Genomic DNA, 26213 nt, shown 5'->3' on the forward strand with positions numbered 1-26213 from the left:
GACCGGCGGCATCCTGATCACGCCGCTGCCTGGCGCGACCAGGCTCAAGCCCGGCTCGGCGACGCAGCCGTTCTTCGGCGTGGTGCCCGAGATCGTGGACGCCGAGGGCAAGGTGCTTGAGGGCGAGTGCACCGGCAATCTCTGCCTCACCCGGTCATGGCCCGGACAGATGCGCACGGTCTATGGCGACCACGCACGCTTCGAACAGACCTACTTCTCGGCCTACAAGGGCAAGTACTTCACCGGCGACGGCTGCCGGCGCGACGCCGACGGCTATTACTGGATCACGGGCCGCGTCGACGACGTGATCAACGTCTCCGGCCATCGCATGGGCACGGCGGAAGTCGAGAGCGCGCTGGTGGCGCATGAGAAGGTCTCGGAAGCCGCGGTGGTGGGCTTCCCGCACGACATCAAGGGCCAGGGCATCTACGCCTATGTCACCCTGATGGCCGGCATCGAACCGACCGAGGAGCTGCGCAAGGAGCTCGTCGCCTGGGTTCGCAAGGAAATCGGCCCGATCGCCTCGCCCGACCAGATCCAGTTCGCTCCGAGCCTGCCCAAGACGCGCTCCGGCAAGATCATGCGCCGGATTCTGCGCAAGATCGCCGAAGATGAGCCGTCGAGCCTGGGTGACACCTCGACTTTGGCCGATCCCGCCGTCGTGGAAGATCTGGTCCAGAACCGTCAGAACCGTAGGCAAACGCCAGCCTAGTTCGAACTGCGACCAGCCTCCGTCGCAGGCGATGCAACAGACGTCCTCACTCCGGGCCGGCGCGTCAGGCACCGACCCGGAGTGACGCAACTCGGGCTCACGCCCGGGTCACGCAGTTGTCAGCGGCGCGCGGCCGCGTGACGGCGTCTTTGCGGATCAGTGTTGTTTTCGGGTCATTTACTTTGATCCGAACATTCTCTTTGTTTCCTGCCGTGCGAGCCCGTCTTCCGTCGCGTGGAGACCGCTTGGTTAACGCGAGCGGTCAAACATGCGCGGGCGAGCCGGCTATTGCGGGTTGCGCGGATTTTTGACGGCCCCTCGGGGTACTTGATGCGAGCGGAGCGATTGATGTCGGTGAGGATTGCGGTGGCGTTGGCCGCCACCATCGGGGCGGGAATATTGGCGTCGACGACGGCGGAGGCCCGGCCGGAGCTGGTCGGAATGCATTCCGGCAACTACTCGCCGGGAACGATCGTGATTCGCACCAGCGAACGCCGGCTCTACCTCATTCTCGATTCCGAACGTGCCATGCGCTACCCGGTCGGTGTCGGCAAGGCGGGCAAGCAATGGGCCGGCGTGACCCAGATCGATGGCAAGTACCGCAACCCCGCCTGGTCGCCCCCACTGGAAGTCAAGCGCGACAAGCCTGGACTGCCCGACGTGATCCCCGGCGGTTCGCCGCGTAACCCGATGGGCGTTGCCGCCATGACGCTGGCCGGCGGCGAATACGCGATCCACGGGACCAATGTGCCGGGCTCGGTCGGCGGCTTCGTTTCCTACGGCTGCATCCGCATGCTGAACCCCGACATCACCGACCTCTACGAGCGCGTTTCCGTCGGAACGCCGGTCGTGGTGATCAGGTAACGCGCCTGGAATGCGCGGAAGGCGGGTCGACCCAATCAAATTCATCGGGGAAGCAGCGATGGACCTTCACACCCGCGCGGGGATCCCGGCATGAAGTGGGCCTTGCGCATTGTCCTCGTGCTCACGCTGCTGCCGCCGATCCTGGGGCTCGCGGGCATGTGGCTTTCCCACGTTGCCGGATGTTCGGGTATGGATCACATCGAATACTGCGCGCGGCCCGAGCTGTTTCGGGCGGTGGCGTTCCTGATCGCCTTCGTGTGGATCAGCGTCTTCGTGGTGCCCGTAGGCGTGGCGCTGCTGTGCGCGCTCGGCCTGATCTGGTGGCTGATTCGCCTCTGCGCAGGCGAAGACCGCGCCTCTTCCCCGACCGGCCCCTCCTCGCCTACGTGTCCCCCGGACCGATAGCCGCGTCCACCCTCTCAGAAGTCGGACGCGATACCCTTCTTTTCCCAATCGCCATAGCGGGTGGGCTCCGGACCCTGCGGCCCGTTGAACTCCTTCGGCGCCGGCTTGGCGCTGGCAGCCGCGGACTGCCGGCGCGCCTCGGCTTCGGCCAGCGCTCGCTCGGCCGCCGGCGAAAGCGGCTTGCGTTCAGGAACTCTCTTGTCCGCGGCGGAGTGAGAGGAGTTGTCGGTCATGGCAGGATTCCTTAAGCCAACGATCACGCAACGCGCAACCGAACCGTTCCACTGGAGACACAGGCGTGGAGATACGAAAAAGCCGGAACGATTCTTACATTTGGCATATTCAGGTGCCACATAGGCTCTCCGGCATGCGCCGAACGCAGCGATAATGCCTTTTTCTTCCGAGTGACACCCCCGCATGCCTTCTCAACGTTTCGCCGCCCCTTCCGAAGTGCCCGGTCTGTCGGCGCGGCGGATCGCGGCGGATATTCTGGACGGCGTGCTGCACAGGCACCGGACACTGGACGACCAGCTTGACGGTGCCGGCGCCCATCCCGGACTGAAGATCCTGGCCGATCGCGTCCGCGCACTGATGCGTCGCCTCGTCGCAACGATACTGCGCAGGCTCGGTACGCTCGGTCATTTGCTGTCGAGGCTGCTCGATCGCGGCATCCCGACCGATGCGCCGCGCGCGCAAAGCGCGCTTCTCATCGGCGCCGCGCAGATCCTGTGGATGGATGTTCCCGATCACGCTGCCGTGGACCTCGCGGTCCGGCTGGTGCAGGCCGACCGCCGTGCTGCCAAATATGCCGGCCTGGTGAACGCGGTGCTGCGCCGCTGCGCCCGCGAGGGCAAGGCAATCGTAGAGGAAGTCAGCACCCAAACCCTCGACGTTCCGCCCTGGCTCCTGTCGCGCTGGATCGCCCATTACGGCGAGGCCACCGCGCGCGAGATCGCACTTGCGCTTGCTCACGAGCCTTCGCTGGATCTTTCCGTGAAATCCGAACCCGCGCATTGGGCAAGCCGCCTGCACGGGGAAGTCCTGCCGACGGGAACGGTGCGCACGCTGCTACACGGCCCGATCACCACGCTGCCCGGCTTTGTCGAAGGCCAGTGGTGGGTGCAGGACGCCGCCGCTGCCCTGCCGGCGCGGCTGTTCGGTGAGGTCGCGGGAAAGCAGATCGCTGATCTCTGCGCCGCTCCGGGCGGCAAGACGGCGCAACTGGCCCTTGCCGGCGCCAACGTGACCGCGGTCGACCGCTCGCCGGCGCGAATGGCGCGGGTTCGCGACAATCTTGCGCGGCTCGGCCTTGCCGCCGAGGCCGTGGTTGCCGACGCGGTCGAGTGGCCTGGGCCGGCGCAAGGCTTCGACGGCATCCTGGTCGATGCCCCCTGTTCTTCCACCGGCACCATCCGCCGCCACCCCGATGTCGCCTGGCTCCGGCAGGAATCCGACATCGCCCCGCTGGCCACCCTGCAAGGACGTCTGCTGCACAAGGCCCTTTCTCTTCTCAAGCCGGGCGGCACGCTGGTCTACTGCACCTGTTCCCTGGAACCTGAAGAGGGCGAGCAGGCGATTTCGACGCTGCTTTCGACCGAACGGGCGTTGCGCCGCGTTCCGATCGACGCCAGCGAGGTCGCGGGCCTGTCGGAGGTCATTACCGCAGAGGGCGACCTGCGCACCCTGCCCTGCCATCTGCCACATCGTGATCCGCGGCTGGGCGGGCTCGACGGTTTTTTTGCCTCTCGCCTCATTAAATCCTGAGTCTTCAGAGGATTTTCGGCGCCGAGGCCCTGATTCGTACGCTTTCAAGGTGGTGTCAGGTGCCCGGATTTGGGGCTAAAAGGATTCGCTGGAAGAATCCTGTTTCCCCCACTCAAGGCACGGCGTGTCAGTCGCTCAACGCAGACGCATCTCGACGCTGGTCATAGGCCGCTTCACGCGGAACGTGCTGGCGCGCGCGAGCGGCGGCTCGGTGGCCCTGTCGCAGCTGTGGCCGGGGCGCACCGACCGATTGATCATCGCGCCGCACGACCTGCGCACTGCCGATACCACCCGCGCCGCCGAAATCTATGCGGGCCGCTTCGTGTTCGCCGGCAAGATCGTAAACTGCCACGGCCGCTCGATTTTCGATCTCGAGCCACCATCCGAAGATTGGGAGGTGGCCCTGCTCGGCTTTGGCTGGCTGCGCCATCTGCGGGCCGCCGACACCGCGCTGACCCGAGCCAATGCGCGCGCCCTGGTCGACGACTGGATCTCCAATCCGGCCGGCAAGCGTCCGCTCGCCCGCCGCGCCGACGTGCTGGCGAGACGCGTGATCTCGCTGTTGTCGCAGGCGCCGCTGGTGCTCAACGACACCGACGGCAAGTTCTATCGCCGCTATCTGCGCGCCCTTTCACGCGACATCCGCTATCTGCGCTACACGATGCTGGACATCCCCGACGGGGTGCCGCGGCTGCAGGTGCTGATCGCGCTGTGCTACGCCTCGCTGTGTCTTGCCAACCAGGCCCGGCACATTCGCAGCACATCGCGCAAACTGTCCGACGAATTGCAGCGCCAGATCCTGCCCGATGGCGGGCACATCTCGCGCAATCCGGGCGCCCTGATCGAACTGTTGATCGATCTGTTGCCGCTGCGCCAGACCTTTGCCGCGCGTAATATCCCGCCGCCGCCCGCGCTGCTCAACGCGATCGACCGCATGATGCCCATGCTGCGCTTCTTCCGGCACGGCGACGGCAGTTTCGCCCTGTTCAACGGCATGAGCTCTACGCCGTCGGATCTGCTGGCGACCTTGCTCGCTTATGACGACACTCACGGCGTGCCGATGGCCAACATGCCGCATAGCGGATTCCAGCGCCTCGACGCCGGCCAGACCGCGCTGATCATGGACACCGGTCCATCGCCGCCGTCCAATGTCAGCCACGACGCCCATGCCGGCTGCCTGTCGTTCGAACTGTCCTCGGGACCGAGCCGCATCGTGATCAATTGCGGCATGCCGACCACCGGCCGCGACAACTGGCGGCCGTTTGCGCGCACCACTGCGGCCCATTCGACCCTGACCTACAACGAGACCTCGTCCTGCCAGTTCGTCGAGCTGTCGGCCATGAAGCGGCTGTTGCACGGCGCGCTGATCGTGAGCGGGCCGGCCAACGTGGAAAGCTATCGCGAACTTGTCCAGAACGGCACTCTGCTGACCACCTCGCATGACGGCTACGTGCACCGCTTCGGCGTGGTGCATCACCGGTTGCTGATGATCTCGCATGACGGCTCGCGCATCGACGGCGAGGACAGCCTGTCACCGCCCGTGAGCGGGCGACTCAAAGGCAATGACGCCGACTTTGCCGTGCGCTTCCATTTGCATCCGGCGGTAAAGGCGAGCCGGCTTTCCGACGCCCGCGGCGTCATGCTGGTATTGCCCAGCCGCGACGTCTGGACCTTCGAGGCGCTCGACGACAAGGTTGATCTGGAGGACAGTGTGTTTCTCGCCGGCAATGACGGTCCGAGGCGTACCGCCCAGATCGTGATCCGGGGAAATGCCCGCCAGACGCCCTCGATCCGCTGGAGCTTTGTCCGCTCCCCAGGATCGGCTTCCCTCACCAATGCCCGCCGCAACGCCCGGCGCGAGCCGGAACTGCCACTCTAGGAAACCGCTCAGGACTTCCCCTGGCTATCGTTCCTCCGGAGAGGAGGGATATTTCATGCCATCCTCGTCCAGTCGAACTTGTCGCCCGGAAAACGCTGTCCACATCTGCGGCCACAGGTTTCGCCGGCAGCCAAACCGTGCTACCCGGCTGGCCTTACAGCAGGATTCCAGACATGACCAATACGAACCGCCGCGTCACCCGCGCTCTGTTGTCCGTCTCCGACAAAACCGGCCTGATCGAATTCGCCCGTACGCTGGCCGCCCACGACATCGAACTCGTTTCGACCGGCGGCACCGCCAAGACCATTGCGGCCGCGGGGCTGAAGGTGAAGGACGTCTCCGAGCTCACGGGGTTTCCCGAGATGATGGACGGCAGGGTCAAGACGCTGCATCCCAAGGTCCATGGCGGACTGCTCGCGATTCGCGACAATGCCGAGCATGGAAAGGCGATGCAGGCGCACGGCATCGCGCCGATCGACCTGTTGGTCGTCAATCTCTATCCGTTCGAGGCCACTGTCGACAAAGGCGCGGACTTCGAGGAATGCGTCGAGAATATCGACATCGGCGGCCCGGCGATGATCCGCGCCGCGGCCAAAAACCATGAAGACGTGGCCGTGGTGGTTGAAGCCCAGGACTACCAGTCCGTGCTCGACGAGCTCACCGCCAACAATGGCGCCACGACGTTGGCGCTACGCCGCCGGCTTGCCGCCAAGGCCTATGCGCGCACGGCGGCCTATGACGCGGCGATCTCGAACTGGTTCGCCGGCCAGATCAAGACAGATGCACCCGACTTCCGCGCCTTCGGCGGCCGCCTGATCCAGGCGCTGCGCTACGGCGAGAACCCGCATCAGACCGCGGCCTTCTACGCGCTGCCGGACAAGCGCCCGGGCGTCGCGACTGCGCGGCAGTTGCAGGGCAAGGAGCTGTCCTACAACAATATCAACGATACTGATGCGGCGTATGAATGCGTCGCCGAGTTCGATCCCAAGCGCACCGCGGCCTGCGTGATCGTCAAGCATGCCAATCCCTGCGGCGTCGCTGAAGGGCCCGATCTCGTCACGGCGTACCGCAAGGCGTTCGCCTGCGACACCCAATCGCCCTACGGCGGAATCATCGCCGTGAACCGCACGCTGGATGCGGATGCCGCGCGCGCCTTCACCGAGATCTTCACGGAAGTGATCATCGCGCCCGACGCCACCGAGGAAGCGATTGCCATCCTCGCCGCGCGCAAGAATCTCCGCCTGCTGCTGGCCGGCGTGCTGCCCAGCCCGAGCGCGTGGGGGCTCACCGCAAAAACGGTCGCCGGCGGCTTGCTGGTGCAGAGCCGCGACAATGCCGTCGTCGACGACATGGCACTGAATGTTGTTACCAAGCGCGCGCCGACCGATGCCGAGCTGCGCGACCTGAAATTCGCCTTCCGCGTCGTCAAGCACGTCAAGTCGAACACCATCGTCTACGCCAGGGATCTCGCCACCGTCGGCATCGGCGCCGGACAGATGAGCCGCGTCGATTCGGCACGCATCGCGGCGCGCAAGGCGCAGGATGCCGCGCGCGATGCCAAGCTGGCCGAGCCGCTGACCAGGGGTTCGGTGGTCGCCTCGGATGCGTTCTTCCCGTTTGCCGACGGTATGCTGGCCTGCATCGAGGCCGGCGCGACGGCAGTGATCCAGCCCGGCGGTTCGATCCGCGACGACGAGGTGATCAAGGCCGCCGACGAGCACGGCATCGCCATGGTGTTCACCGGCACCAGGCATTTCCGGCACTAGGTCAACCGTCATTCCGGGGCGTGCATCAGCGCGAACCCGGAATCTCGCGCGCATCATCTCTGGATTCCGGGTTCATCGCTCCGCGATGCCCCGGAATGCCGGTTTGCTACCTTCTCACCTGAGCCAGCAGCGCCAGTCCTGTCGCGAAGAACAGGACCAAGATCGCCATGCCGGCCTTCTGACTTCCGGTCACGGCGGTCACAACCCCGATCAGAAGGGGACCGAGGAACGACGTCACCTTGCCGGTCAGCGCGAACAGTCCGAAGTACTGCGTGACACGATCGTTCGGCGCCATACGGATCAGGAGCGAGCGCGAGGCGGCCTGCAGCGGCGCGCCGGCCGCGCCGATCAGGCAGCCTAGCAGCAAATAGGCGCGCTCGGCCGCGGACGCGAACAGGGCACCGCCCGGTGCGGGCGGCGCCACCTTCACGAACAGGATCGAATCCTTGTTCACCAGGAGGATCGCCACGATCGCCGCCAGCAGGATGGTCATGCTGCCGGCGATCACCCGTTTCGGTCCCAGCGCATCGTCGAGCTTGCCGCCGAACCAGCCGCCGAGCGTGCCCGCGAGCGCCAGGATGACGCCGAATGTGCCGATCTGGATTGTATTCCAGCCGAACGTACCGGCGGCGTAGATACCGCCGAACGCAAACAGCGATACCAGCCCATCCGTGTAGATCATGTTGGCGAGCAGAAATGCCGCGAGCGACCGATGCTTCGGCAAGTCGGCCAGAGTCTGCTTCAGTTCGGCAAGGCCTTCGCGCAAGGCCTCGCGCACCGGCCGCTTGGGCGGACAGTCCGGCGTGAGCACGAACATCGGCAACACGAAGGCGATAAACCAGATGGCGGTGAGTGGCCCGGAAATGCGATCGCCCTCATGCGCGACGGGATCGAGCCCGAACAGCGGCTTCCACCCGAGCAGCGTTCGGCCCGTGTCGGGATTGGCTGCGAGAAAGCCGAGCACCAGGATGAGGCTCAAGATGCCGCCGAGATAGCCAGTCGCCCAGCCTGTGCCGGACAGCCGCCCGATGCGCTCCGGAGGCACCAGGGTCGGCATCATCGCATTGTTGAATACGGTTGCGAATTCGACGCCCACCGTCGCGATGACATAGACGAACAGGAGCGGGAAGATCAGTTCCGGTGCGCCCGGCCTGCCGAACCACATCAGGCATGATCCAACCACCAGCATGGCGCCGAACGCCGCGATCCACGGCTTGCGCCGTCCGCTCGCGTCGGCGATCGCGCCCAGCACCGGCGAGAGAACGGCGATGAGAATTCCGGCGGACGCGGTAGCGAAGCCCCATAACGATTGACCCGTCGCCGGATCCGGCGCCACATGGGTCGCAAAATAGGGCGCGAACACGAACGTGGTGATCAGGGTGAAGTAAGGCTGCGCCGCCCAATCGAAGAACAGCCAGCTGACCACGGCAGCTTGCGACGGATAGGTCCGCTGCGGTTCGGCTATGGGTGCGTCCGAGGCAATGGTCGTCATGCGTCCTTCTTTTCATCACGAAACGGCGTTTTGCCTCGTCTGGCGCGACTGTATAGCATCGACGTGACACCTGCACTGGCGCAAAGGCGCGGCGGAATTTTGATGATGACGTTCAGCGGCACGCGGCGGAGACTGCTCGGCGCATTCGTGGCTCTGCTCGTTGGCCTCTTGCCGGCGACCGGCCAGGAGGCGCGGCGCTTCTACACGCCGCCCGCACCTGACACATTTCATGCCGTCGCCGCCGACCATGGCATGGTGGTGGCGCAGGAGAGGATCTCCGCCCGCGTCGGCGCCGAGATTCTGCGCCACGGCGGCAATGCCGTGGACGCCGCGGTCGCAACCGGCTTTGCCATGGCTGTCACCTATCCGCGCGCCGGCAATATCGGCGGCGGCGGCTTCATGGTGATTCACTCGGCCGACCGCAACGAAGATGTCGCAATCGACTATCGCGAGATCGCTCCTGGCGCCACGACGCGGGATATCTTCCTGGGCGCCGACGGCAAGCCGGACATTGCAAAATCGCGCGACTCCGCGCTCGCCATCGGCATACCGGGCACCGTCGCGGGCCTCGCGCTCGCGCTTGAAAAATATGGCTCTGGTCGTTTTACGCTGGCCGAATTACTCAAGCCCGCCATCGCGCTTGCGCGCGATGGGTTTGTGGTCAGCGATGACACTGCCGATACCCTGCCGCAATGGTTCCGGCGGCTCGCGCGCTGGCCATCATCGGCAAGGATTTTCGCAAGCGTCGACGGAGCCCCGCTGCGCGAAGGCGACAGGCTGGTACAGAGCGATCTCGCAACAACGCTCACGGCCATCGCCGAGCGCGGACCGCGCGCCTTCTATGAAGGCGACCTCGCCGAGAAGCTCGCCAGGGCCGTCACGGAAGCCGGCGGTCTCATGACGACCGAGGACCTTAAGTCATATGGCGCCCTTATTCGCGAACCCCTGCGCGGGACTTACCGCGGTTATGACATCATCTGCATGCCGCCGCCGTCCTCCGGCGGCACAGTGCTGCTGGAAACTTTGAACATTCTGGAGGGCGTTCCGCTGTCCTCAACAAAGCAGGGGTCGGCCGAATCGCTGCATTGGTTGATCGAGGCGATGAAGCGGGCCTATGCCGACAGGGCGCGCTACCTCGGCGATCCGGCCTTCGTGAACGCACCGATCGCGAACCTGGTTGCCAAGGATTACGCCGCCGGGCAGAGGGCGAGCATCAATCCCGATCGCGCCACGCCATCGCTCGACATGCTGGCCGGAGCACCGTTGAGGGAAGGCAGCAACACCACACATTTCTCCGTCATCGACGGAAGCGGCAATGCGGTCAGCAACACCTACACGCTGAACTTCAGCTACGGAGTCGGACTGGTCGCCGAAGGCACCGGCGTGCTGCTCAATAACGAGCTCGACGATTTCACCGCCGCGCCCGGCGCCTCCAATGCGTTTGGGCTGGTCGGCTTCGAGGCCAACCTGCCCGGACCCGGCAAGCGGCCGCTGTCGTCGATGTCGCCCACCATCGTCCTGAAGGACGGCAAGCCGGTCCTGGTGACGGGCTCACCCGGCGGCAGCCGGATCATCTCCACCGTGCTGCAGGTGATCATCAACGTGCTGGACTACAGGATGGATGTCGCCGCCGCCGTAGCCGCTCCGCGGCTGCATCACCAGTGGCTGCCCGATGAGGTCCGCATCGAGCGCGGCTTTGCCGATGACACGCTTGCGGAGCTGAAGGCCAGGGGCCACCGGATCGTCGAGCCGATGGGGCAGACCTCCGCCAATTCGATCGCGGTTACCGCAAAAGGCGTGCTGGGCGCAGCCGATCCACGCACCCGCGGCACTGAGGCCGCGGGGCAATAGGCGCATTGCGTCAACGTCCGACCTCGAACGGCCCACCCCGCTCCAGCGCCCGCTGATAGGCGGGACGGGCGTGAATGCGCTCGAGAAACGCCATGGCCCTGGGATGGCCCTGCTCCAGGCCGGCGCGCGCGGCAGCGGCTTCCAACGGAAAGCTCATCTGGATGTCCGCCGCGGTGAACTCGCTGCCCGCGAACCACTCACTCTTTCCAAGCTCGCTTTCCCAATAATCCATGTGCTGCTTGAGCTGGGGGTTGACGAGCATTGTCAGAGCCTGGCTCGTGACCTTGCGAACCAGGGGACGCAGCAGCGCGGGGGCGCGCTTGGGCATCAACGTGAACAGGAGTTTCAGGAGCAGCGGCTGCATCGCCGAGCCCTCGGCATAATGCAGCCAATAGGTGTAGCGCAGCCGCTCCGGCGTGTTCGGGGGCGGGATCAGCCGGGCGTTGCCGTAGGTGGCGACGATGTACTCGATGATCGCGCCCGATTCGGCGATGGTGTTGCCGTTGTCGGTGATAACGGGCGACTTGCCGAGCGGATGAATGGCGCGCAATTCCTTTGGCGCCCGCATATCCGGCTGACGCTGATAGCGGACGATCTCGTAAGCGACGCCGAGCTCTTCGAGCAGCCAGAGTACGCGCTGCGAACGCGAATTGTTGAGGTGGTGAACGGTCAGCATGGGCTTCCCCCTATCTTGGATGCTTCCTGCCAGTGATGCGCAGGAAAGTCGAGGCGGACCATGTTTTACCCGGGTGTAATTGACGGCCCCAATTCACCCGGGTATAATTGGTTCCGAAATGGAGATGCCGTCATGAACTCACAGCCCACCTGTTTCGCCTTCGACGGCGACCGTTGCATCGCCTCCGGCGGCCTTGCCGCCGTGGTGCGCGCCGCGAAGCAGGCACTCGACAACAGGCCTGACGCCTTCGTCCTTGTCTTCGACGCGACCTGCGGACCGGTTGAAATCGATTTTCGCGGGAGCGTGGACGACGTCATTGCGCGACTTGCGGCGGCCGAGGATACCGCGCCGGCTGCGACCCGCGGGCCAGGCCGGCCGAAACTCGGCGTGGTTGCGCGGGAGGTGACGCTGTTGCCGCGGCATTGGGACTGGCTGGCGCAGCAGCCGGGCGGCGCCTCGGTGGCGCTGCGTCGGCTCGTCGACGAGGCGCGACGTGCGAACAGGGACAGGGACCAGATCCGGCAGGCCCAGGAAACGGCTTATCGCTTCATCGCTGCGATGGGTGAGAACAAGCCGCATTACGAAGAAGTAGCGCGCGCGCTGTTCGCGCGCGACGCGGCCGGCTTCGAGAAATGGACCTCGAACTGGCCCGCCGATGTGCGCGATCAATCGCGGCGGCTCGCTGCCGCCGCCTTCGAAGATCAAGCCGACGCTCAGGATCGAGCGATTGAAACGACGCCCGTGACCGGCTAGGTTCGGGTTGCATGATGTTGATCATATAAGAAACTTGGGAGGCTTTAGTGAGCTCAAATCCGCAATTCCTGTTCGACTTCGGCAGCCCCAATGCCTTTTTGAGCCATGAAGCGATTCCGGCGATCGAAAAGCGAATCGGTGTCAAATTCGAATATGTGCCGATCCTGCTGGGGGGCATCTTCAAGGCGACCAACAACAGGTCGCCCGCCGAGACGCTCGCCGGCGTGAAGAACAAGCGCGAATTTCACGCTATCGAGACCGAGCGCTTCCTCAAGCGCTTCGACGTCAAGCCCTACGTGATGAACCCGTTCTTTCCGGTCAACACCCTGAACCTGATGCGGGCCGCCGTGGCGGCGCAATTGGAGGGAGTGTTCGAGCCCTACGTCGAGGCTGCATTCCATCACATGTGGCGCCAGCCGAAGAAGATGGATGATCCCGAGGTTGCCATCAAGGCGCTGACCTCCTCCGGGATCGACGCGCAGAAGCTGTTCGCGCGCGCGCAGGAATCGGACGTCAAGGCCAGGCTGATCGAGAACACCCAGTCCGCCGTCGAGCGCGGCGCCTTCGGCTCGCCGACCTTCTTCGTCGGCAAGGAAATGTTCTTCGGCAAGGAACAGCTTCGGGACGTCGAGGAGATGATCCTGGGGAAATGAAGGCAAGCGAATCGCGGGTAGCCAATAGTGATTGGAATTGGCACCCGCCATTCGCTATTCCCTGTTTCGCCATTCGCTTTTGACCGAAAAAGGACCGAGACAACGGAGCATCCCGATGCGCATTCTCGTGGTCGGCGCCGGTGCCATCGGCGGGTATTTTGGCGGACGGCTGCTGCAGGCCGGCTGCGACGTCACGTTCCTGGTCCGGCCGCGCCGCGCCGCCGAACTCGCCAGCGCGGGGCTCGTGATCAGGAGCCCGAGCGGAGATGTCACCCTGAAGAAGCCGCCGACTGTTCAGGCAGACAAGCTTTCCGGCAAGTTCGACGTGGTGCTCTTAAGCTGCAAGGCTTTCGATCTTGACGATGCCGTCAGATCCTTTGCAGCGGCGGTGGGCCCGCAGACGTCGATCATTCCGCTGCTCAACGGCATGCGCCATCTCGACGTGCTCGACGGGAAATTCGGTGCCGAGCGCGTGCTCGGCGGGCTGTGCGCGATCGCGGCGACGCTCAACGAGCAGCGCGAGGTGGTGCAGTTGCACCCGATGCAGTCGCTGACTTTCGGCGAGCGCGACGGCAGCCTGCCGGACCGTGTCCGCGCCATCGCGGACGAGTTCAAGCGCGGGAACTTTGGCGCTGCGGCGAGCGAACACATCATGCAGGACATGTGGGAGAAGTGGGTGTTTCTCGCTTCGCTTGCGGCTGCAACCAGCCTGATGCGCGCATCCGTCGGGACGATCCTTGCCGTTCCCGGCGGCAAGGAGTTCATGCTCGGCATGCTCGATGAATGCAGCAGCACCGCGGCCGCGCAAGGATTTCCGCCCGGGGGGCCTTTCTTCGAGCGCGTCAAGGGGCAACTCACGACCGAGGGCTCACCAATGACTGCTTCCATGTTCCGCGACATCAAGGCCGGCCTGCCCGTCGAGGCCGATCATGTCATTGGCGATCTGGTCGCGCGCGCGGATGCCAGCAAGGTTCCCGTGCCGAAACTGCGCGTCGCCTACACCCATCTGAAGGCTTATGAGAAGCAGCGCGTGACGTAAAACGCGCGCTTGGATCTTTGGCGTCATTCCGGCGAGAGGTCGATCAGCATTATTTGCTGCAATGCGCCAGATACTTGGCGAGCACGCAGGATCTTCATGACGGCTCGCCGCGGTGACCGGCGCTGATGATGTCACCAACCGCGATCCAGGGTCGCCAGTACGCGGCAGGAGACCAGCCAGCAGCAACTGGCCCGTTCACGTCCAATTTCGGCGTTCTTGGGAAACTGGAGCGGGCGAAGGGGCTCGAACCCTCGACCCCGACCTTGGCAAGGTCGTGCTCTACCACTGAGCTACACCCGCATCCGTGAGCGGCGCCGGTGGCGCCGTCAACGGCAGACCTATGCCAAATGCCGCCGGCTAATGCAACAGCTACGGGCGACTTCAAAACGGGTCCGAGACGGAATCTTGGCCCAACGGGGACATACCAAGCCGAAAACCGCCGAGGACCGGTTCCAATGGATTGAAAATGCGCTCCATAACCGCCAATTAAGGGAACAGCCCGGCGCCAGCCACTGTGGCGCCGCGAGAGACGGCTTTTTTTCTGACATCCGACGAGGAATCCCGTGACGATCATTGACCAGGGTAACGGCGCGGCGCCACAGGCGCCTGATCTGATCAAGGACACGACCACCCAGACCTTCGTTAAGGACGTCATCGAGGAATCGAAGCGGCAACCGGTGCTGATCGATTTTTGGGCGGAGTGGTGCGGCCCGTGCCGGCAGCTCACTCCCCTCCTGGAAAAGGCGGTTCGGGCCGCAAAAGGCAAGGTCAAGCTGGTCAAGATGAATATCGACCAGCATCCGGCCATTCCGGGCCAGATGGGCATCCAGTCGATCCCGGCCGTCATCGCCTTCGTAAACGGGCAGCCGGCCGACGGCTTCATGGGTGCGCTGCCGGAAAGTCAGGTCAGTGCCTTCATCGACCGCCTGACCCAGGGGGTGGCCGCCCCCGGCGAGGCCAACATTGCCGAGATCCTGAAAGAGGCGGACGCGGTGCTTGCGGAAGGCGATGCCGCAACCGCGGCCCAGATCTATGCCGAGGCCTTGGCGGTGGATGCCACCAACATCGCCGCCCTCGCCGGGCTGGCAAAATGCTACGTCAGCACCGGGGCCGTCGAACAGGCCAAGAAGACCCTCGCCATGGTCCCGGAATCCAAGCGAAACGATGCCGCGGTCAAGGCCGTCCAGGCCGCCATCGATCTCGCCGAGCAAGCCGAATCATTGGGGCCGATCGCCGAGCTAGAACAGAAAGTCGCCGCAAACCCGCTCGATCATCAGGCGCGGTTCGATCTTGCAACCGCGCTGAACGCCCAGGGCAAGCGACAGGCCGCCACCGATCACCTGCTCGAGATCATCAGGCGAGACCGCAAATGGAACGATGACGGTGCACGCAGACAGCTGGTGCAGTTCTTCGAGGCTTGGGGCGGTACCGACGAAGCAACGGTCGAAGGACGCAAACGGCTGTCGACGATCTTGTTCTCATAGGCGCCTCATGCGTTAGCCAGCACCGGGGACCGGGCACCAGATGCCGATCAACATCGAATATCGCGGGCCCGCAGACCTTCCCGAGGTGATCCCTGTCTTTCCGCTGGCCGGGGCCTTGCTGCTGCCGCGCGGGCAGATGCCCCTCAACATCTTCGAGCCGCGCTATCTTGCGATGGTCGACGATGCCTTTCGCGACGGCCACCGCCTCATCGGCATGATCCAGCCGGACGTCACCCATTCGCCGAACGAACAAAAGCCGGCGCTGTTTCGCGTCGGCTGCGTCGGCCGCGTCACCCAGCTCGCCGAATCCGGTGACGGCCGCTATATCCTCGAACTCACCGGAATTGCGCGCTTCAAGGTGGTCCAGGAGCTGGAGGAGGTCCTGACCCCTTACCGGCAATGCAAGGTGGATTTCTTTGCCTTTAAGGACGACTTCACTGCGCGCAAGGGCGAACAAGAGGTCAACCGCGAGGCCTTGCTGGTCGCGCTTGCCGCGTTCCTGAAAGCCAACAATCTCAAGGTCGATTGGGAAGGCGTCGAGAGCGCGCCCAACGAGGCGCTGGTCAACGCGCTGGCCATGATGTCGCCGTACGGTCCGGCGGAGAAGCAGGCGATGCTGGAAGCGCCGGACCTGAAGACCCGCGCGGAAATCCTGATCGCGGTTACCGAGATGGACCTCGCCAAGAAACGTACCAGCGGCGATCCGCCGCTGCAGTAGCGCTCTCGACTTCCCTTCAATAGCCCGCCACCGCCATGGCGACGATGGCGCTCAGCGCCATCCAGCCAAAATGGCGGCCGCGCGTCGCCCAGGCGTTGGCGACGGCGGCGAATGCGAACACACAAGCCAGTGTAATGACGATCCAATGGCGCGCCGGTGCGGACGCCATCCAGGGCGTGGCGATCAAGAGAATGCCGCCGCCAGCCCATGCCACGGTACTGGTCTGCCACACCAGGCGGATGAGGGTCCTGAGCTGCACGGGCTCGATCTGTACCCTTGGAAAGACCTTCATTTCGCCGACGAGGCCATGGATCACGGCGACGATGATCGCGGCAACTCCGGCGCATTGGAGCAGCAAATCGCGCATGGATTTCTCCTCCGCTCATCAACCATACAGTTGTGTATGGCACTACGTCAAGCGATAGCGCTTGTCAATACAGTAGTGTATGGTTGCCGCACTTTGCGGATGGAGGCCATGACCGACCAACTTTCCGCCGACGACTGGATCGCCCAGGGACTGAAGGCGCTCGCGCGGCGCGGATTCACCGCGCTCAAGGCCGAGCCGCTGGCGAAAGCAATGGGCGTCTCGCGCGGCAGCTTCTATTGGCATTTCGCCGATCTTTCCGCGTTCCACGCCGCCGTCCTGAAACGCTGGCGCGAGGTCGCGGCCGAGCAGATCATCGCCGACGTCGAGGCGGGAACGGGCGACGATCCGCTGCGCACATTGCTGCGGCGGGCCTTCGTCGCCCGGCTCGATCTCGAGCGGGCGGTCCGCAACTGGGCCGCCTTCGATCCCACGGCGCAGGCCGCCGTGCGGGCCATCGATCGCCGGCGGCTGGACTATGTTCAAGGCCTGATCGAGAAGCACGGGCTGACGCCGGCCCAGGCACGGACGCGCGCGCAAATTCTCTATTGGACTTTCCTCGGTTTTGCCCTGTCGAAGCCGGAGCTGCCGGCTCCGCGCTTGCATAAGCTCGTGGAAGATCTTCTGCAGATGGTGGTCTCGCGTTGATCGCGCGGATCAGCCAGCTGCCATCGCTGGCGCCTTGCGCTCCGCTCGGATCAGCCGCATGAGCACGATCGTGGCCAGAACCACGGCAGCGTAAATCACAAGCTGCATAACGGTCGGCTGGTCGGTATAGCCGACGAGCGTGTGCAAGGTGCGGCCAGGCACGCTGTCTTCGGACAGCAGCCATGCGGAATCCCAGACCACGCGATCGAGCGAGGTCAGCCAATTGGCGCGTGCGAGCAACGCCACCGCCTGCGCCGCCATGCCGGCCGCGAGCAGCGTGATCAGCACGGTCGTGGTGGCGAACAGCGCGCGCGGCGGAATTCGCATCAATCCGAAATAGGTCATCAGGCAAACGGCGCCGCCGAGCACCAGCCCCAACACACCACCCGTCAACAGGCTCAGCGCCGAACCCCCGTCGGAAGCGGCAACGCCGTAGAGGAACAGCACAACCTCGCTGCCCTCGCGCAGCACGGCGAGCCCGACAACCACCGCCAATGCCAGCAGCGATTTGGATCCTTTCGCCACCGCCTGCCCCATGGCAAGCAGTTCGCCCGCCATTTCCTTGCCGTGCCGCGCCATCCAGACGTTGTGCCAGGTCAGCATGATTACCGCGATGCCGAGGATGGCCGCATTGAACAGCTCCTGCCCCATGCCTTCGAACAGCTGCGACAAGACGCCGGCAAATGCCGCGACGAGACAGGCCGCAGCGACGCCCGCCAGCACGCCGCCGCCAATCCAGCGGTTGCGATGCGGGACGGAGCCGGTGACCGCAAGCACGATGCCGATGATCAGGCCTGCTTCGAATACTTCGCGGAAGACGATGATGAGCGCGGCGAGCACGGCAATGCCGACCTATTCCACGATCAGCGCGCCGCGCGCCTTCTCGTTGAACTCGTCAAAGAATTCGTAGCGGCCTGCTTTCTGCGCGCGAACATTGACCACACCCTCGCCCTTGGCGGGGATCACCTTTTCGACCTTCAGCGCATGGCTTTCGAATTCCATCGCCTTGCCGCTGAGGTTCTTGATCCGGACGGCGACCGACTTGCCCGCAGGCGCCCGCAACTCATTCGGCTGGAATTGGCCGTCGGAATAAGTCACCTGAAGTTCGGCGGCCTGCTGCGCCTGCGCGGCGGACAACGGCGCCAGCGCCGCGAGACACAGGGCAGCGAAGGCCAATTTCCTGATCATGGTCAAAGCAAGCATTTCTTGAACGTCCTCGGTGCTGGAATCGAAGTCGAGACCGGATTGGCCAGCGCTGGGAGAGCCAGACAGACGCAAATGCGATGAATTACCATCGCACCATCTTCAACCGCCAATCATTTGCAGTCAGGAAGTGAGCTAACCGCTTGGGTGCGCGCTCGCAAAAAGACTCTCTCTAAACTAGAGCAATTCTAACCTGGGACCGACCGAGCCTGTATGATCTGCCAAGCCGGCGCCGCCGTCGCGAGGACCGCCAAAGCGACTGCCGCTGCTGACGGCAAGCAAACATGCTACAGGCGTTGAAAGGTACCCGGAGACCCGCATGAACGCTAACACCGACCGCCCCGAGAACACCGTCGACCCGAAACTATTGGAAATTCTGGTGTGCCCGGTGACCAAAGGCCCGCTGGAGTTCGACTCCGCGAAGCAGGAATTGATTTCGCGTTCGGCCAAGCTCGCCTATCCGATCCGTGACGGCATCCCGATCATGCTGCCGGAGGAAGCAAGGAAGATCGATTAGTATCGATCGCAAACGCCGGCGCGAGGCCTATAACGCCTCGCCTCTAAGGAGCCGCGGCACCTCGCCGGTCAGCCCGGCGGCCTGGCGGATGAACAGGCTCTTCAGCGGCGGCGTGCGATCGACAAGGCCAAGTCCGATATCGCGCACGGCGCGCAACAGCGACGATTCATTCGAGAACAGGAAGTTCAGCGAGTTGGTGGCCAGTCCCATCGCCATGGTGTCGAACCTGCGCCAGCGCTGATAGCGCTCCAGCACGTCGGCCTGCCCGACATCGATCCCGAGCCGGGCGGCATCGACGATCACCTCTGCCAGAGCAGCGACGTCCTTCAATCCCATGTTGAGGCCCTGGCCGGCAATCGGGTGGATGACGTGGGCAGCGTCGCCGATCAGCGCCAGCCTTTCGCCGACGAAGGAGCGCGCCACGAAATAGGACAGGGGAAACGCCCGTGGCTTGTCCAGTGCCTTGAGCTCGCCGAGATGCAGACCGAACCGCCGCTCGAGTTCGGCATGGAATTCATCCTCGCCTAAGCCGACGATGCGCGCGGCTTCAGTGCGCCGCTCGGTCCACACCAGCGACGAGCGCTTTCCGGTCAACGGCAGGATGGCGAAAGGTCCGGCGGGAAGGAAGTGCTCTTCGGCCCTCCCGTCATGGTCGCGCTCATGGGCGACCGTGACCACGATGCCGGACTGATCATAGTCCCAGCCATTGGTCAGTATTCCGGCGCGCTCGCGCAACTTCGACCTGGCGCCATCCGCGGCAACCAGCAGGCTGGCCTGGATCGTACTGCCGTCAGCCAGGCTGACATCGATGCCCTCGGGATGGGCGTCGTACGAAGCGACCGCGACCGGGCGGAGATCGACGCCGTCAATTTCGGCACGCGCGACCAGCGCATCGATCAGAAGCCGGTTTTCGATCAAGTGGGCAAACGGCTCGCCGGGCTCTACATCGCCGCCGAAGGTCAGGAACACGGGACGCGTGGCGTCTTCCAGCCTCGAATCGGTGACGACCATGTCGAGTACAGGCTGGGCGTTGGGCTTGACCTTCTCCCAGACGCCGATCGCCTCGAAAAGGCGGCGGCAGGCCGCGACGATCGCGGTAGCGCGGGGATCGCGGCTCGGACGAACGCCAAGCGCCGGATCGGCAACGACGACGGGAATGTCGGTGCCAAGCCCCTGGCGGAGCGCCAGCGCCAGGGCCAGGCCTGCAAAAGCGCCGCCTCCGATAACAATGCCTCGCTGTACCGACATACCTGGATCCCGGTTTATCGCTTAATCTTGCCACTAGGTTATAGCTGGGCGAAACAGTGAGGTGAAACAAGGGCAGTTGCCCCTATTAGCCGTCATTCCGGGCCGCGCGACCGGCGCGAAGTCGGAATTCATAGATTATCGGCCGAATTCGGGGTTCATCGCTGCGCGATACCCCCGAAACGACGGGATCATCGAAAGCGCCGCCATGTCCAAAGGCCTGATTGACCTAATCACCATCCTCGACCTCGAACAAATCGAGGTGAATCTGTTTCGCGGCAACAGTCCCAAGACCTCCTGGCAGCGGGTCTTTGGCGGGCAGGTGATCGGCCAGGCCATGGTGGCGGCCTGCCGCACTGTCGAAGGCCGCCTGCCCCACTCGCTGCATTGCTACTTCATCCTGCCGGGCGATCCGCAGGTACCGATCATCTATCAGGTCGAACGGTTGCGCGACGGCAAGAGCTACACGACGCGCAGGGTTACGGCGATCCAGCACGGCAATGCGATCTTCTCGATCATGGTCTCGTTCCACAGCGACGAGGAAAGCTCGTTCAATCACCAGGAAAAGATGCCGGACGTGCCGCCGCCGGAAAAGCTCACGCCGGAAGAGATCGCGAAACAGCCGAGCTTCCCGGAGATGCCGGAGTTCATCCGCCGCTATTACGAATCGGATCGTCCGATCGAATTGCGCCCGGTAGAGATTGGCCGCTACTTCGGCCAGAAGATCGACGACGGTCGCATTAATGTGTGGATCCGGACTGCCGCGAAGCTGCCCGATGATCCGGCGCTGCATCTGTGCGCGCTGGCCTATGCGTCAGATTTCTCCCTGCTCGACGCCGCGATGGCGCGCTATGGCCGCACGCTTTTCGACAAGCGCATGATGCCGGCGAGCCTTGATCACGCGATGTGGTTTCACCGGCCGTTCCGCGCCGACGAGTGGCTGCTGTACGCGCAGGATTCGCCGAGCCTGCAGTCAGGCCGCGGCTTGACCCGCGGCATGATCTTCAAGCCCGACGGCACCCTGGTGGCCTCGGTCGCGCAGGAAGGCTCCCTGCGCGAACGCCGTTAAGGCTCAAACGTGTGCCTGCCTGCTTCTGTCCGCCAGAACAGTCTGGGACGCCAGCCATTGCCACATCCACCGGTACACCCATGGGATCGGGATGATGAAGACGCTGGCAAGTATCGCCACGATGGAGCGCCAGAGAAGTTCAAGTCCGGTGCCCGTAAAGGTGACTTCGCGCCGCGTGCCCTGGATGTTCTGGCAGATCCACCGCAGCTGCGCCACGTAAACCCACGCCCAGCCGACGATAGTGATGAGGGCGATCACTGCCAGGACATTCCAGCCGAGAAAAATCCAGATTGAGCCCGAGAAACTGAGCCCCACCGGCTGTCCATTGGATGCGATATTCGCGATCGTCCACTTGAGAAAAAGCCAGCCCAAAGCAATCTGAACGAGGGACATCAGTTGGCTGAGCCACTGCAACCCGGTCAGGTTTACAGCAATCATGAGAACGACAGCCCCAAAATACCATGGAACGATGGTCATGGCCCGGCCGGTGAAGCTGATGTTCGGGCGACCCGGCACCTGCACGCAGGGCACGATCCACTGCATATACCAAACCAAGGCCCATGGAGCCGGGATGACGAAAACCAAGCCGAGCAGCAGCACAATGCTGCGCCAGGTGAACTCCAGAATACCGAAGTCCATCGATAGCCGACCGCTGCCGGAGATTCCCGCCGGGCCCGCCCCGATCGGCATCGGCCGCCGACCACCCCCGCCCGAGAACATGCCCGGAATCTCGGCAGCCTTCTGCCAGCCTGGCATTCCCTCTGTCCAGACCAGGGTCTCGGCGCGAACTACACCCTGGGCAATGAGATCGCGAAACTGATCTTCGGAATATGGCCCCTGCTGCTTGCCCGCGGACGCAAAGAACCAGGATCGGTTCGACATTCTTACCCCCAAATTGCTGACCGGCATACCAGCGAGCCGACCAATGACTGAAAACTCATCTGAAGGGCTATGACCTGCCCCGCACACTTATGTCGCTCGATCAGGCCGATAAGTTTTCCCCTTCAACCTGCAAGTTTTTTATGCCATCTGCCTAGAAAGATGCCAGACTGGCGCATGCTGGGTCGCTACCCGCCGTCTGGCCTGTCTTCCAGGGAAAAGGCCTGTTTCATGAAGCTTATCGTCGCGATCATCAAACCATTCAAGCTCGAGGAGGTGCGCGAAGCGCTGACCTCCATCGGAGTTCACGGCATGACGGTGACCGAGGTCAAGGGCTACGGCCGACAGAAAGGCCACACCGAGATCTATCGTGGCGCCGAATATGTCGTGAACTTCCTGCCCAAGCTCAGGATCGAGATCGCGGTACCTTCCGATGTGGCCGACAGGGCCATCGAGGTCATCACCGCAAAGGCGCGAACCGGCCAGATCGGCGACGGCAAGATTTTCGTTACGCCGATCGACCACGCGCTGCGCATCCGCACCGGCGAGACCGATACCGACGCACTCTAACCTTTTTCTTTGACCCGCAGCCGGCAACAGCGCCGGAGCGGTTCTACTGACATGCCGGGGAAGACAGATGGGGGCAATTAAGTACCGCGCAGCGGCAAGGGCTGCGCTCATTGGGCTTGCGTCAAGCGCAGTGCTGGGAACGCCGGCTTTCGCGGCGGAGTCCGAGATCAACACCGCCGATACCGCCTGGATGATCGTCGCCACCGCACTGGTGCTGATGATGACCATCCCGGGCCTTGCACTGTTCTATTCCGGCATGGTGCGAAAGAAGAACGTGCTCGCGACCATGGCGCAAAGCCTGGCGGCCGTGACTCTCATTTCGATCCTCTGGGTGGTGTTCGGCTACTCGCTCGCCTTCGTCGGTGATGGGCCCTGGCTCGGCACGCTCGACCGCTGGCTGCTGACCGGCATGACCATGGAAAGCGTCCACCCGGCTGCCAAGAACATCCCGGAATCGCTTTTCATGCTCTACCAGATGACGTTCGCGATCATCACCGTGGCGCTGGTCGCAGGCTCCGTCGCCGACCGCATGAGATTTTCCGCCTACCTTCTGTTTTCGGTCGGCTGGTTCATGTTCGTCTATCTGCCGCTCGCCCATTGGGTATGGGGTGGCGGCTTCCTCGGAACCGCGGGCGTGTTGGATTTCGCCGGAGGTCTTGTGGTGCACCTTTCCGCCGGCGCCGGCGGCCTCATCGCCGCGCTGGTGATGGGTCGACGTCAAGGCTACGGCACCGAAAACCTTTCTCCATTTGATCTGTCGCTTGCGGTCGTCGGCACCGGGCTGCTGTGGGTCGGCTGGTTCGGCTTCAACGGCGGGTCGGCGCTGGCGGCAAATTCACGTGCGGTGATGGCCATCATCGCCACGCATCTGGCCGCCTGCGCCGGCGCGATCACCTGGGGTGCGCTCGAGTGGTCGGCGCGGCGCAAGCCTTCCGTGCTCGGCATGATCTCCGGCGCAGTGGCGGGCCTCGGAACGATCACGCCCGCCTCCGGCTTCGTCGCGCCCTGGCACGGCATCGTCATCGGCTTCGTCGCGGGCCTCGTCTGCTATTGGGCCTGCACGTGGCTGAAACAACGCTTGAACTATGACGATTCGCTCGACGTATTCGGCGTGCACGGCATCGGCGGGATGACCGGCACGCTTCTGACGGGCGTGTTCGCCACGGCTTCGATCGGCGGCACGGCCGGCCTGATCGAGGGCAACGGGCGGCAGGTGCTGCTCCAGCTCGGTGGTGTCGCCGTCGCACTGGTCTGGTCGGCTGGCGTCACCTACGCGCTACTGAAGCTGGTCAACCTGTTTGTGCCGCTAAGGGTCTCCCGCGAGCACGAGATGGTGGGGCTCGATATTTCCCAACACGGCGAGGCGCTGCAGTAAGCAGCGCCAGACCAGAATTTTATCTCCGCTGCCCGGCCAGTGAGCAACATTGTGCCGGGCCCTTGTTCATGCCTTTTTTTTGGGCACCGCTGATCACCGTTTAAGCGCGACGTAATAGCGCAGTCCCCGTCGGCGACCGGCCAAAGCGAAAAGCGACGCTTTCATAGTCCGTTAGCCACCGCCGCCGATCTGGCACGGCATTTGATTCCCCTGGGGTCAGGCTGAACCCGCGTAGTGAACTTCTCCTCGTGGCGAACCAGTCGAGAAAGCCCGACCACGTCCGGACCGGGCCCAAGCGGGGATAGGACCCATGAAAATTGTTATGGCGATCATCAAGCCATTCAAGCTCGAAGAAGTCCGTGACGCCCTGACCGCCATTGGCGTTCACGGTCTCACGGTTACCGAAGTCAAAGGTTATGGCCGGCAAAAGGGCCACACCGAAATCTATCGCGGCGCTGAATACGCCGTGAGTTTCCTGCCGAAGATCAAGATCGAAGTGGCTGTCCCGGCCGAACAGGTCGACAAGACCATCGACGCGATCACGTCCGCTGCAAAGACCGGACAGATCGGCGACGGCAAGATCTTCGTCATCAGCCTCGACCATGCCGTGCGTATCCGCACCGGCGAGGCCGATGCTGCGGCCCTTTGATTTCGCGCTCAACCAAATTCAATCAGGAGTAAGACAAATGACGTTCAAGCGTCCCTATGGCGCGGGATTGGCGGCCCTCGCAGTCGGCATGCTCGCCGCGACCGCTGCCTATGCCGAACCAACCGTCAACAAGGGCGACAACGCCTGGATGATGTCGTCGACGGTCTTTGTGCTGTTGATGACCATTCCGGGCCTCGCGCTGTTCTACGGCGGCCTCGTCCGCTCGAAAAACATGCTCTCGGTGCTGGCCCAGGTCTTCTACAGCGTCTGCATCGTCGTCGTCATCTGGGCTCTCTTCGGCTACAGCCTCGCCTTCACCGGCGGCTCCGATTTCATCGGCGGCTTCTCCAAGGCCTTCCTCTCGGGTGTGACGACCGACTCGAAGGCGGCGACGTTCAGCGTGGACGCCAACATCTCCGAGCTCGTCTACATGTGCTTCCAGATGACCTTCGCGGCGATCACGCCCGCGCTGATCGTCGGTGCTTTCGCCGAGCGCATGAAGTTCTCGGCTGTTGCGCTGTTCATTCCTCTCTGGGTCACACTGATCTATTTCCCAATCGCGCACATGGTCTGGTACTGGGCTGGTCCGGACGTGATCACGGATGCGGCCAAGGCGCTTGCCGCCGCGGCTGACGGCGCCGCGAAGACGGCAGCGCAGGCGAAGCTTGACGAGATCAATGCCGACGCAGGCTGGATCTTCAAGAAGGGCGCGATCGACTTCGCGGGCGGCACCGTCGTGCACATCAACGCGGGCATCGCCGGGCTTGTCGGCGCTCTCCTGATCGGCAAGCGCACCGGCTACGGCAAGGAGCTGATGGCTCCCCACTCGCTGACCATGACCATGATCGGCGCCTCGCTGCTCTGGGTCGGCTGGTTCGGCTTCAACGCCGGCTCGAACCTCGAAGCTTCGGGCGGCGCTGCTCTCGCCATGACCAACTCCTTCGTCGCGACCGCGGCGGCGGCGTTGTCCTGGATGTTCGTTGAGTGGACCGTGAAGGGTCATCCCTCGCTGCTCGGCGCGCTGTCCGGCGCCGTCGCGGGTCTCGTGGCGGTCACCCCGGCGTGCGGCTACGCCGGCCCGATGGGCGCAATTGTGCTCGGGTTGGTTGCTGGTGCGGTCTGCCTGTTCTTCTGCACGGTCGTGAAGAACGCGCTGGGCTACGACGACTCGCTCGACGTGTTCGGCGTGCACTGCATCGGCGGCATCCTCGGCGCACTCGCCACCGGCATCCTGGTGAACCCGGCGCTCGGCGGCACCGGCGTCATGGACTACGCCGCCGGCAAGATCGCCGACTACGACTTCGCGACGCAGATGGTTGCCCAGCTCTGGGGCGTCTGCACCACGCTGGTGTGGTCGGGTGTCGGTTCGGCAATCATCTTCAAGGTCGTCGACGTGATCGTCGGGCTGCGTGCCAATGTCGAGACCGAACGCGAAGGCCTCGATATCACCGAGCACACGGAGCGCGCCTACAACATGTGATTCCTCCCGGGGCGCGATCCCCAAGGATCGCGCCCAGAACTACGGTCTGGGCACATACCCGGCAATGCCCCGACCGTTGAGGGGCTCCAGCGCAAGTTGGAGCCCCTTTCTTTTTGCTCGCAGCCCAGGAAGAGATGCACCAGGCCGCCCGGGGTAAC

26 protein-coding genes, 1 tRNA gene and 1 pseudogene are annotated in these 26213 nt (G+C 63.9%); 19 read left to right on the forward strand and 9 right to left on the reverse strand.

Annotation, left to right across the window (positions count from 1 at the left end; all coding sequences use genetic code 11):
• The 3 genes and pseudogenes from HY852_RS12580 to HY852_RS12590 form a co-directional block, all read left to right on the forward strand.
• Positions 1 to 712: pseudogene (locus tag HY852_RS12580) on the forward strand (AMP-binding protein); the annotation flags it as partial.
• Positions 713 to 1060: 348 nt separating this feature from the next.
• Positions 1061 to 1576 carry a L,D-transpeptidase gene (locus HY852_RS12585; RefSeq protein ID WP_291605034.1) on the forward strand — a complete coding sequence of 172 codons (516 nt, stop codon included), beginning with the start codon at positions 1061 to 1063 and terminating at the stop codon, positions 1574 to 1576.
• Positions 1577 to 1666: 90 nt separating this feature from the next.
• Complete coding sequence (locus HY852_RS12590) at positions 1667 to 1981, forward strand: hypothetical protein (protein WP_291605035.1); 315 nt, start codon at positions 1667 to 1669, stop codon at positions 1979 to 1981.
• Between the two features lie 14 nt (positions 1982 to 1995).
• On the opposite strand, the gene HY852_RS12595 is transcribed toward HY852_RS12590, so the two are convergent.
• Positions 1996 to 2214, reverse strand: a complete 219-nt coding sequence (locus tag HY852_RS12595) for a succinate dehydrogenase assembly factor 4 (RefSeq protein ID WP_291605036.1) — start codon at positions 2212 to 2214, stop codon at positions 1996 to 1998.
• A 184-nt stretch (positions 2215 to 2398) separates the two neighbouring features.
• Between HY852_RS12595 and HY852_RS12600 the strand changes: the two genes are divergently transcribed.
• The 3 genes from HY852_RS12600 to purH all read left to right on the forward strand — a co-directional run bounded on the left by HY852_RS12600 (position 2399) and on the right by purH (position 7390).
• The gene (locus HY852_RS12600; protein WP_291605037.1) at positions 2399 to 3745 is read left to right on the forward strand and encodes an RsmB/NOP family class I SAM-dependent RNA methyltransferase; all 1347 of its coding nucleotides are present in this window, start codon (positions 2399 to 2401) and stop codon (positions 3743 to 3745) included.
• A gap of 163 nt (positions 3746 to 3908) precedes the next feature.
• Entirely contained in the window at positions 3909 to 5624 is a 1716-nt protein-coding gene (locus HY852_RS12605; RefSeq protein ID WP_291605067.1) for a heparinase II/III family protein, read from the forward strand.
• A 173-nt stretch (positions 5625 to 5797) separates the two neighbouring features.
• Positions 5798 to 7390: a bifunctional phosphoribosylaminoimidazolecarboxamide formyltransferase/IMP cyclohydrolase gene (gene purH / locus HY852_RS12610; RefSeq protein ID WP_291605038.1), complete on the forward strand. Its 1593-nt coding sequence runs from the start codon at positions 5798 to 5800 to the stop codon at positions 7388 to 7390.
• 106 nt (positions 7391 to 7496) lie between these two features.
• Here purH and HY852_RS12615 read toward each other — a convergent pair whose 3' ends face one another.
• Positions 7497 to 8882, reverse strand: a complete 1386-nt coding sequence (locus tag HY852_RS12615) for an MFS transporter (protein WP_291605039.1) — start codon at positions 8880 to 8882, stop codon at positions 7497 to 7499.
• Between the two features lie 102 nt (positions 8883 to 8984).
• Here HY852_RS12615 and ggt point away from each other — a divergent pair, with 102 nt between their 5' ends.
• Positions 8985 to 10733 (forward strand): gamma-glutamyltransferase, encoded by a 1749-nt coding sequence (ggt, locus tag HY852_RS12620; protein WP_291605040.1) that lies wholly within the window; start codon positions 8985 to 8987, stop codon positions 10731 to 10733.
• Positions 10734 to 10743: 10 nt separating this feature from the next.
• On the opposite strand, the gene HY852_RS12625 is transcribed toward ggt, so the two are convergent.
• Entirely contained in the window at positions 10744 to 11409 is a 666-nt protein-coding gene (locus tag HY852_RS12625; protein WP_291605041.1) for a glutathione S-transferase, read from the reverse strand.
• A gap of 132 nt (positions 11410 to 11541) precedes the next feature.
• Between HY852_RS12625 and HY852_RS12630 the strand changes: the two genes are divergently transcribed.
• The 3 genes from HY852_RS12630 (at position 11542) to panE (ending at position 13854) form a co-directional block, all read left to right on the forward strand.
• On the forward strand, positions 11542 to 12162 hold the full coding sequence (locus HY852_RS12630; RefSeq protein WP_291605042.1) for a DUF2239 family protein: 621 nt from the start codon (positions 11542 to 11544) through the stop codon (positions 12160 to 12162).
• A gap of 47 nt (positions 12163 to 12209) precedes the next feature.
• Positions 12210 to 12815: a 2-hydroxychromene-2-carboxylate isomerase gene (locus HY852_RS12635; protein WP_291605043.1), complete on the forward strand. Its 606-nt coding sequence runs from the start codon at positions 12210 to 12212 to the stop codon at positions 12813 to 12815.
• Positions 12816 to 12930: 115 nt separating this feature from the next.
• Positions 12931 to 13854 (forward strand): 2-dehydropantoate 2-reductase, encoded by a 924-nt coding sequence (gene panE, locus HY852_RS12640; RefSeq protein WP_291605044.1) that lies wholly within the window; start codon positions 12931 to 12933, stop codon positions 13852 to 13854.
• A 225-nt stretch (positions 13855 to 14079) separates the two neighbouring features.
• Here the strand turns inward: panE and HY852_RS12645 are convergent.
• Positions 14080 to 14154, reverse strand: a tRNA-Gly gene (locus tag HY852_RS12645).
• Positions 14155 to 14417: 263 nt separating this feature from the next.
• Between HY852_RS12645 and trxA the strand changes: the two genes are divergently transcribed.
• Both trxA and HY852_RS12655 read left to right on the forward strand, forming a co-directional pair.
• Complete coding sequence (gene trxA, locus HY852_RS12650) at positions 14418 to 15338, forward strand: thioredoxin (RefSeq protein ID WP_291605045.1); 921 nt, start codon at positions 14418 to 14420, stop codon at positions 15336 to 15338.
• 40 nt (positions 15339 to 15378) lie between these two features.
• Positions 15379 to 16056 (forward strand): LON peptidase substrate-binding domain-containing protein, encoded by a 678-nt coding sequence (locus HY852_RS12655; RefSeq protein WP_291605046.1) that lies wholly within the window; start codon positions 15379 to 15381, stop codon positions 16054 to 16056.
• A gap of 16 nt (positions 16057 to 16072) precedes the next feature.
• On the opposite strand, the gene HY852_RS12660 is transcribed toward HY852_RS12655, so the two are convergent.
• Entirely contained in the window at positions 16073 to 16423 is a 351-nt protein-coding gene (locus tag HY852_RS12660) for a hypothetical protein (protein ID WP_291605047.1), read from the reverse strand.
• 108 nt (positions 16424 to 16531) lie between these two features.
• On the opposite strand from HY852_RS12660, the gene HY852_RS12665 reads away from it, so the two are divergent.
• Entirely contained in the window at positions 16532 to 17068 is a 537-nt protein-coding gene (locus HY852_RS12665) for a TetR/AcrR family transcriptional regulator (protein WP_291605048.1), read from the forward strand.
• 9 nt (positions 17069 to 17077) lie between these two features.
• Here HY852_RS12665 and HY852_RS12670 read toward each other — a convergent pair whose 3' ends face one another.
• On the reverse strand, positions 17078 to 17908 hold the full coding sequence (locus HY852_RS12670) for an FTR1 family protein (protein ID WP_291605049.1): 831 nt from the start codon (positions 17906 to 17908) through the stop codon (positions 17078 to 17080).
• A 12-nt stretch (positions 17909 to 17920) separates the two neighbouring features.
• Complete coding sequence (locus HY852_RS12675) at positions 17921 to 18271, reverse strand: cupredoxin domain-containing protein (protein ID WP_291605050.1); 351 nt, start codon at positions 18269 to 18271, stop codon at positions 17921 to 17923.
• 319 nt (positions 18272 to 18590) lie between these two features.
• Between HY852_RS12675 and HY852_RS12680 the strand changes: the two genes are divergently transcribed.
• Complete coding sequence (locus tag HY852_RS12680; protein WP_291605051.1) at positions 18591 to 18788, forward strand: Trm112 family protein; 198 nt, start codon at positions 18591 to 18593, stop codon at positions 18786 to 18788.
• Positions 18789 to 18815: 27 nt separating this feature from the next.
• Here HY852_RS12680 and HY852_RS12685 read toward each other — a convergent pair whose 3' ends face one another.
• Positions 18816 to 20036, reverse strand: coding sequence for a ubiquinone biosynthesis hydroxylase (locus tag HY852_RS12685; protein WP_291605052.1), 1221 nt, complete (start codon positions 20034 to 20036; stop codon positions 18816 to 18818).
• Positions 20037 to 20241: 205 nt separating this feature from the next.
• On the opposite strand from HY852_RS12685, the gene tesB reads away from it, so the two are divergent.
• Complete coding sequence (tesB, locus tag HY852_RS12690; RefSeq protein ID WP_291605053.1) at positions 20242 to 21102, forward strand: acyl-CoA thioesterase II; 861 nt, start codon at positions 20242 to 20244, stop codon at positions 21100 to 21102.
• 3 nt (positions 21103 to 21105) lie between these two features.
• Here the strand turns inward: tesB and HY852_RS12695 are convergent, their stop codons facing one another.
• A complete protein-coding gene (locus HY852_RS12695) occupies positions 21106 to 21984 on the reverse strand; it encodes a DUF4339 domain-containing protein (protein ID WP_291605054.1) in 879 nt (292 codons plus the stop codon).
• A 228-nt stretch (positions 21985 to 22212) separates the two neighbouring features.
• Here HY852_RS12695 and HY852_RS12700 point away from each other — a divergent pair, with 228 nt between their 5' ends.
• From HY852_RS12700 to HY852_RS12715, 4 genes are all read left to right on the forward strand, one after another.
• Entirely contained in the window at positions 22213 to 22551 is a 339-nt protein-coding gene (locus HY852_RS12700) for a P-II family nitrogen regulator (protein ID WP_291605055.1), read from the forward strand.
• Positions 22552 to 22618: 67 nt separating this feature from the next.
• Positions 22619 to 23926: an ammonium transporter gene (locus HY852_RS12705; protein ID WP_291605056.1), complete on the forward strand. Its 1308-nt coding sequence runs from the start codon at positions 22619 to 22621 to the stop codon at positions 23924 to 23926.
• A 310-nt stretch (positions 23927 to 24236) separates the two neighbouring features.
• Entirely contained in the window at positions 24237 to 24575 is a 339-nt protein-coding gene (locus HY852_RS12710) for a P-II family nitrogen regulator (protein WP_291605057.1), read from the forward strand.
• 37 nt (positions 24576 to 24612) lie between these two features.
• Positions 24613 to 26055, forward strand: coding sequence for an ammonium transporter (locus HY852_RS12715; protein WP_291605058.1), 1443 nt, complete (start codon positions 24613 to 24615; stop codon positions 26053 to 26055).
• Positions 26056 to 26213 lie beyond the last annotated feature (158 nt).

The sequence above is a fragment of the Bradyrhizobium sp. genome, assembly GCF_016213215.1.
In the GTDB taxonomy this organism is placed as follows: domain Bacteria; phylum Pseudomonadota; class Alphaproteobacteria; order Rhizobiales; family Xanthobacteraceae; genus Bradyrhizobium.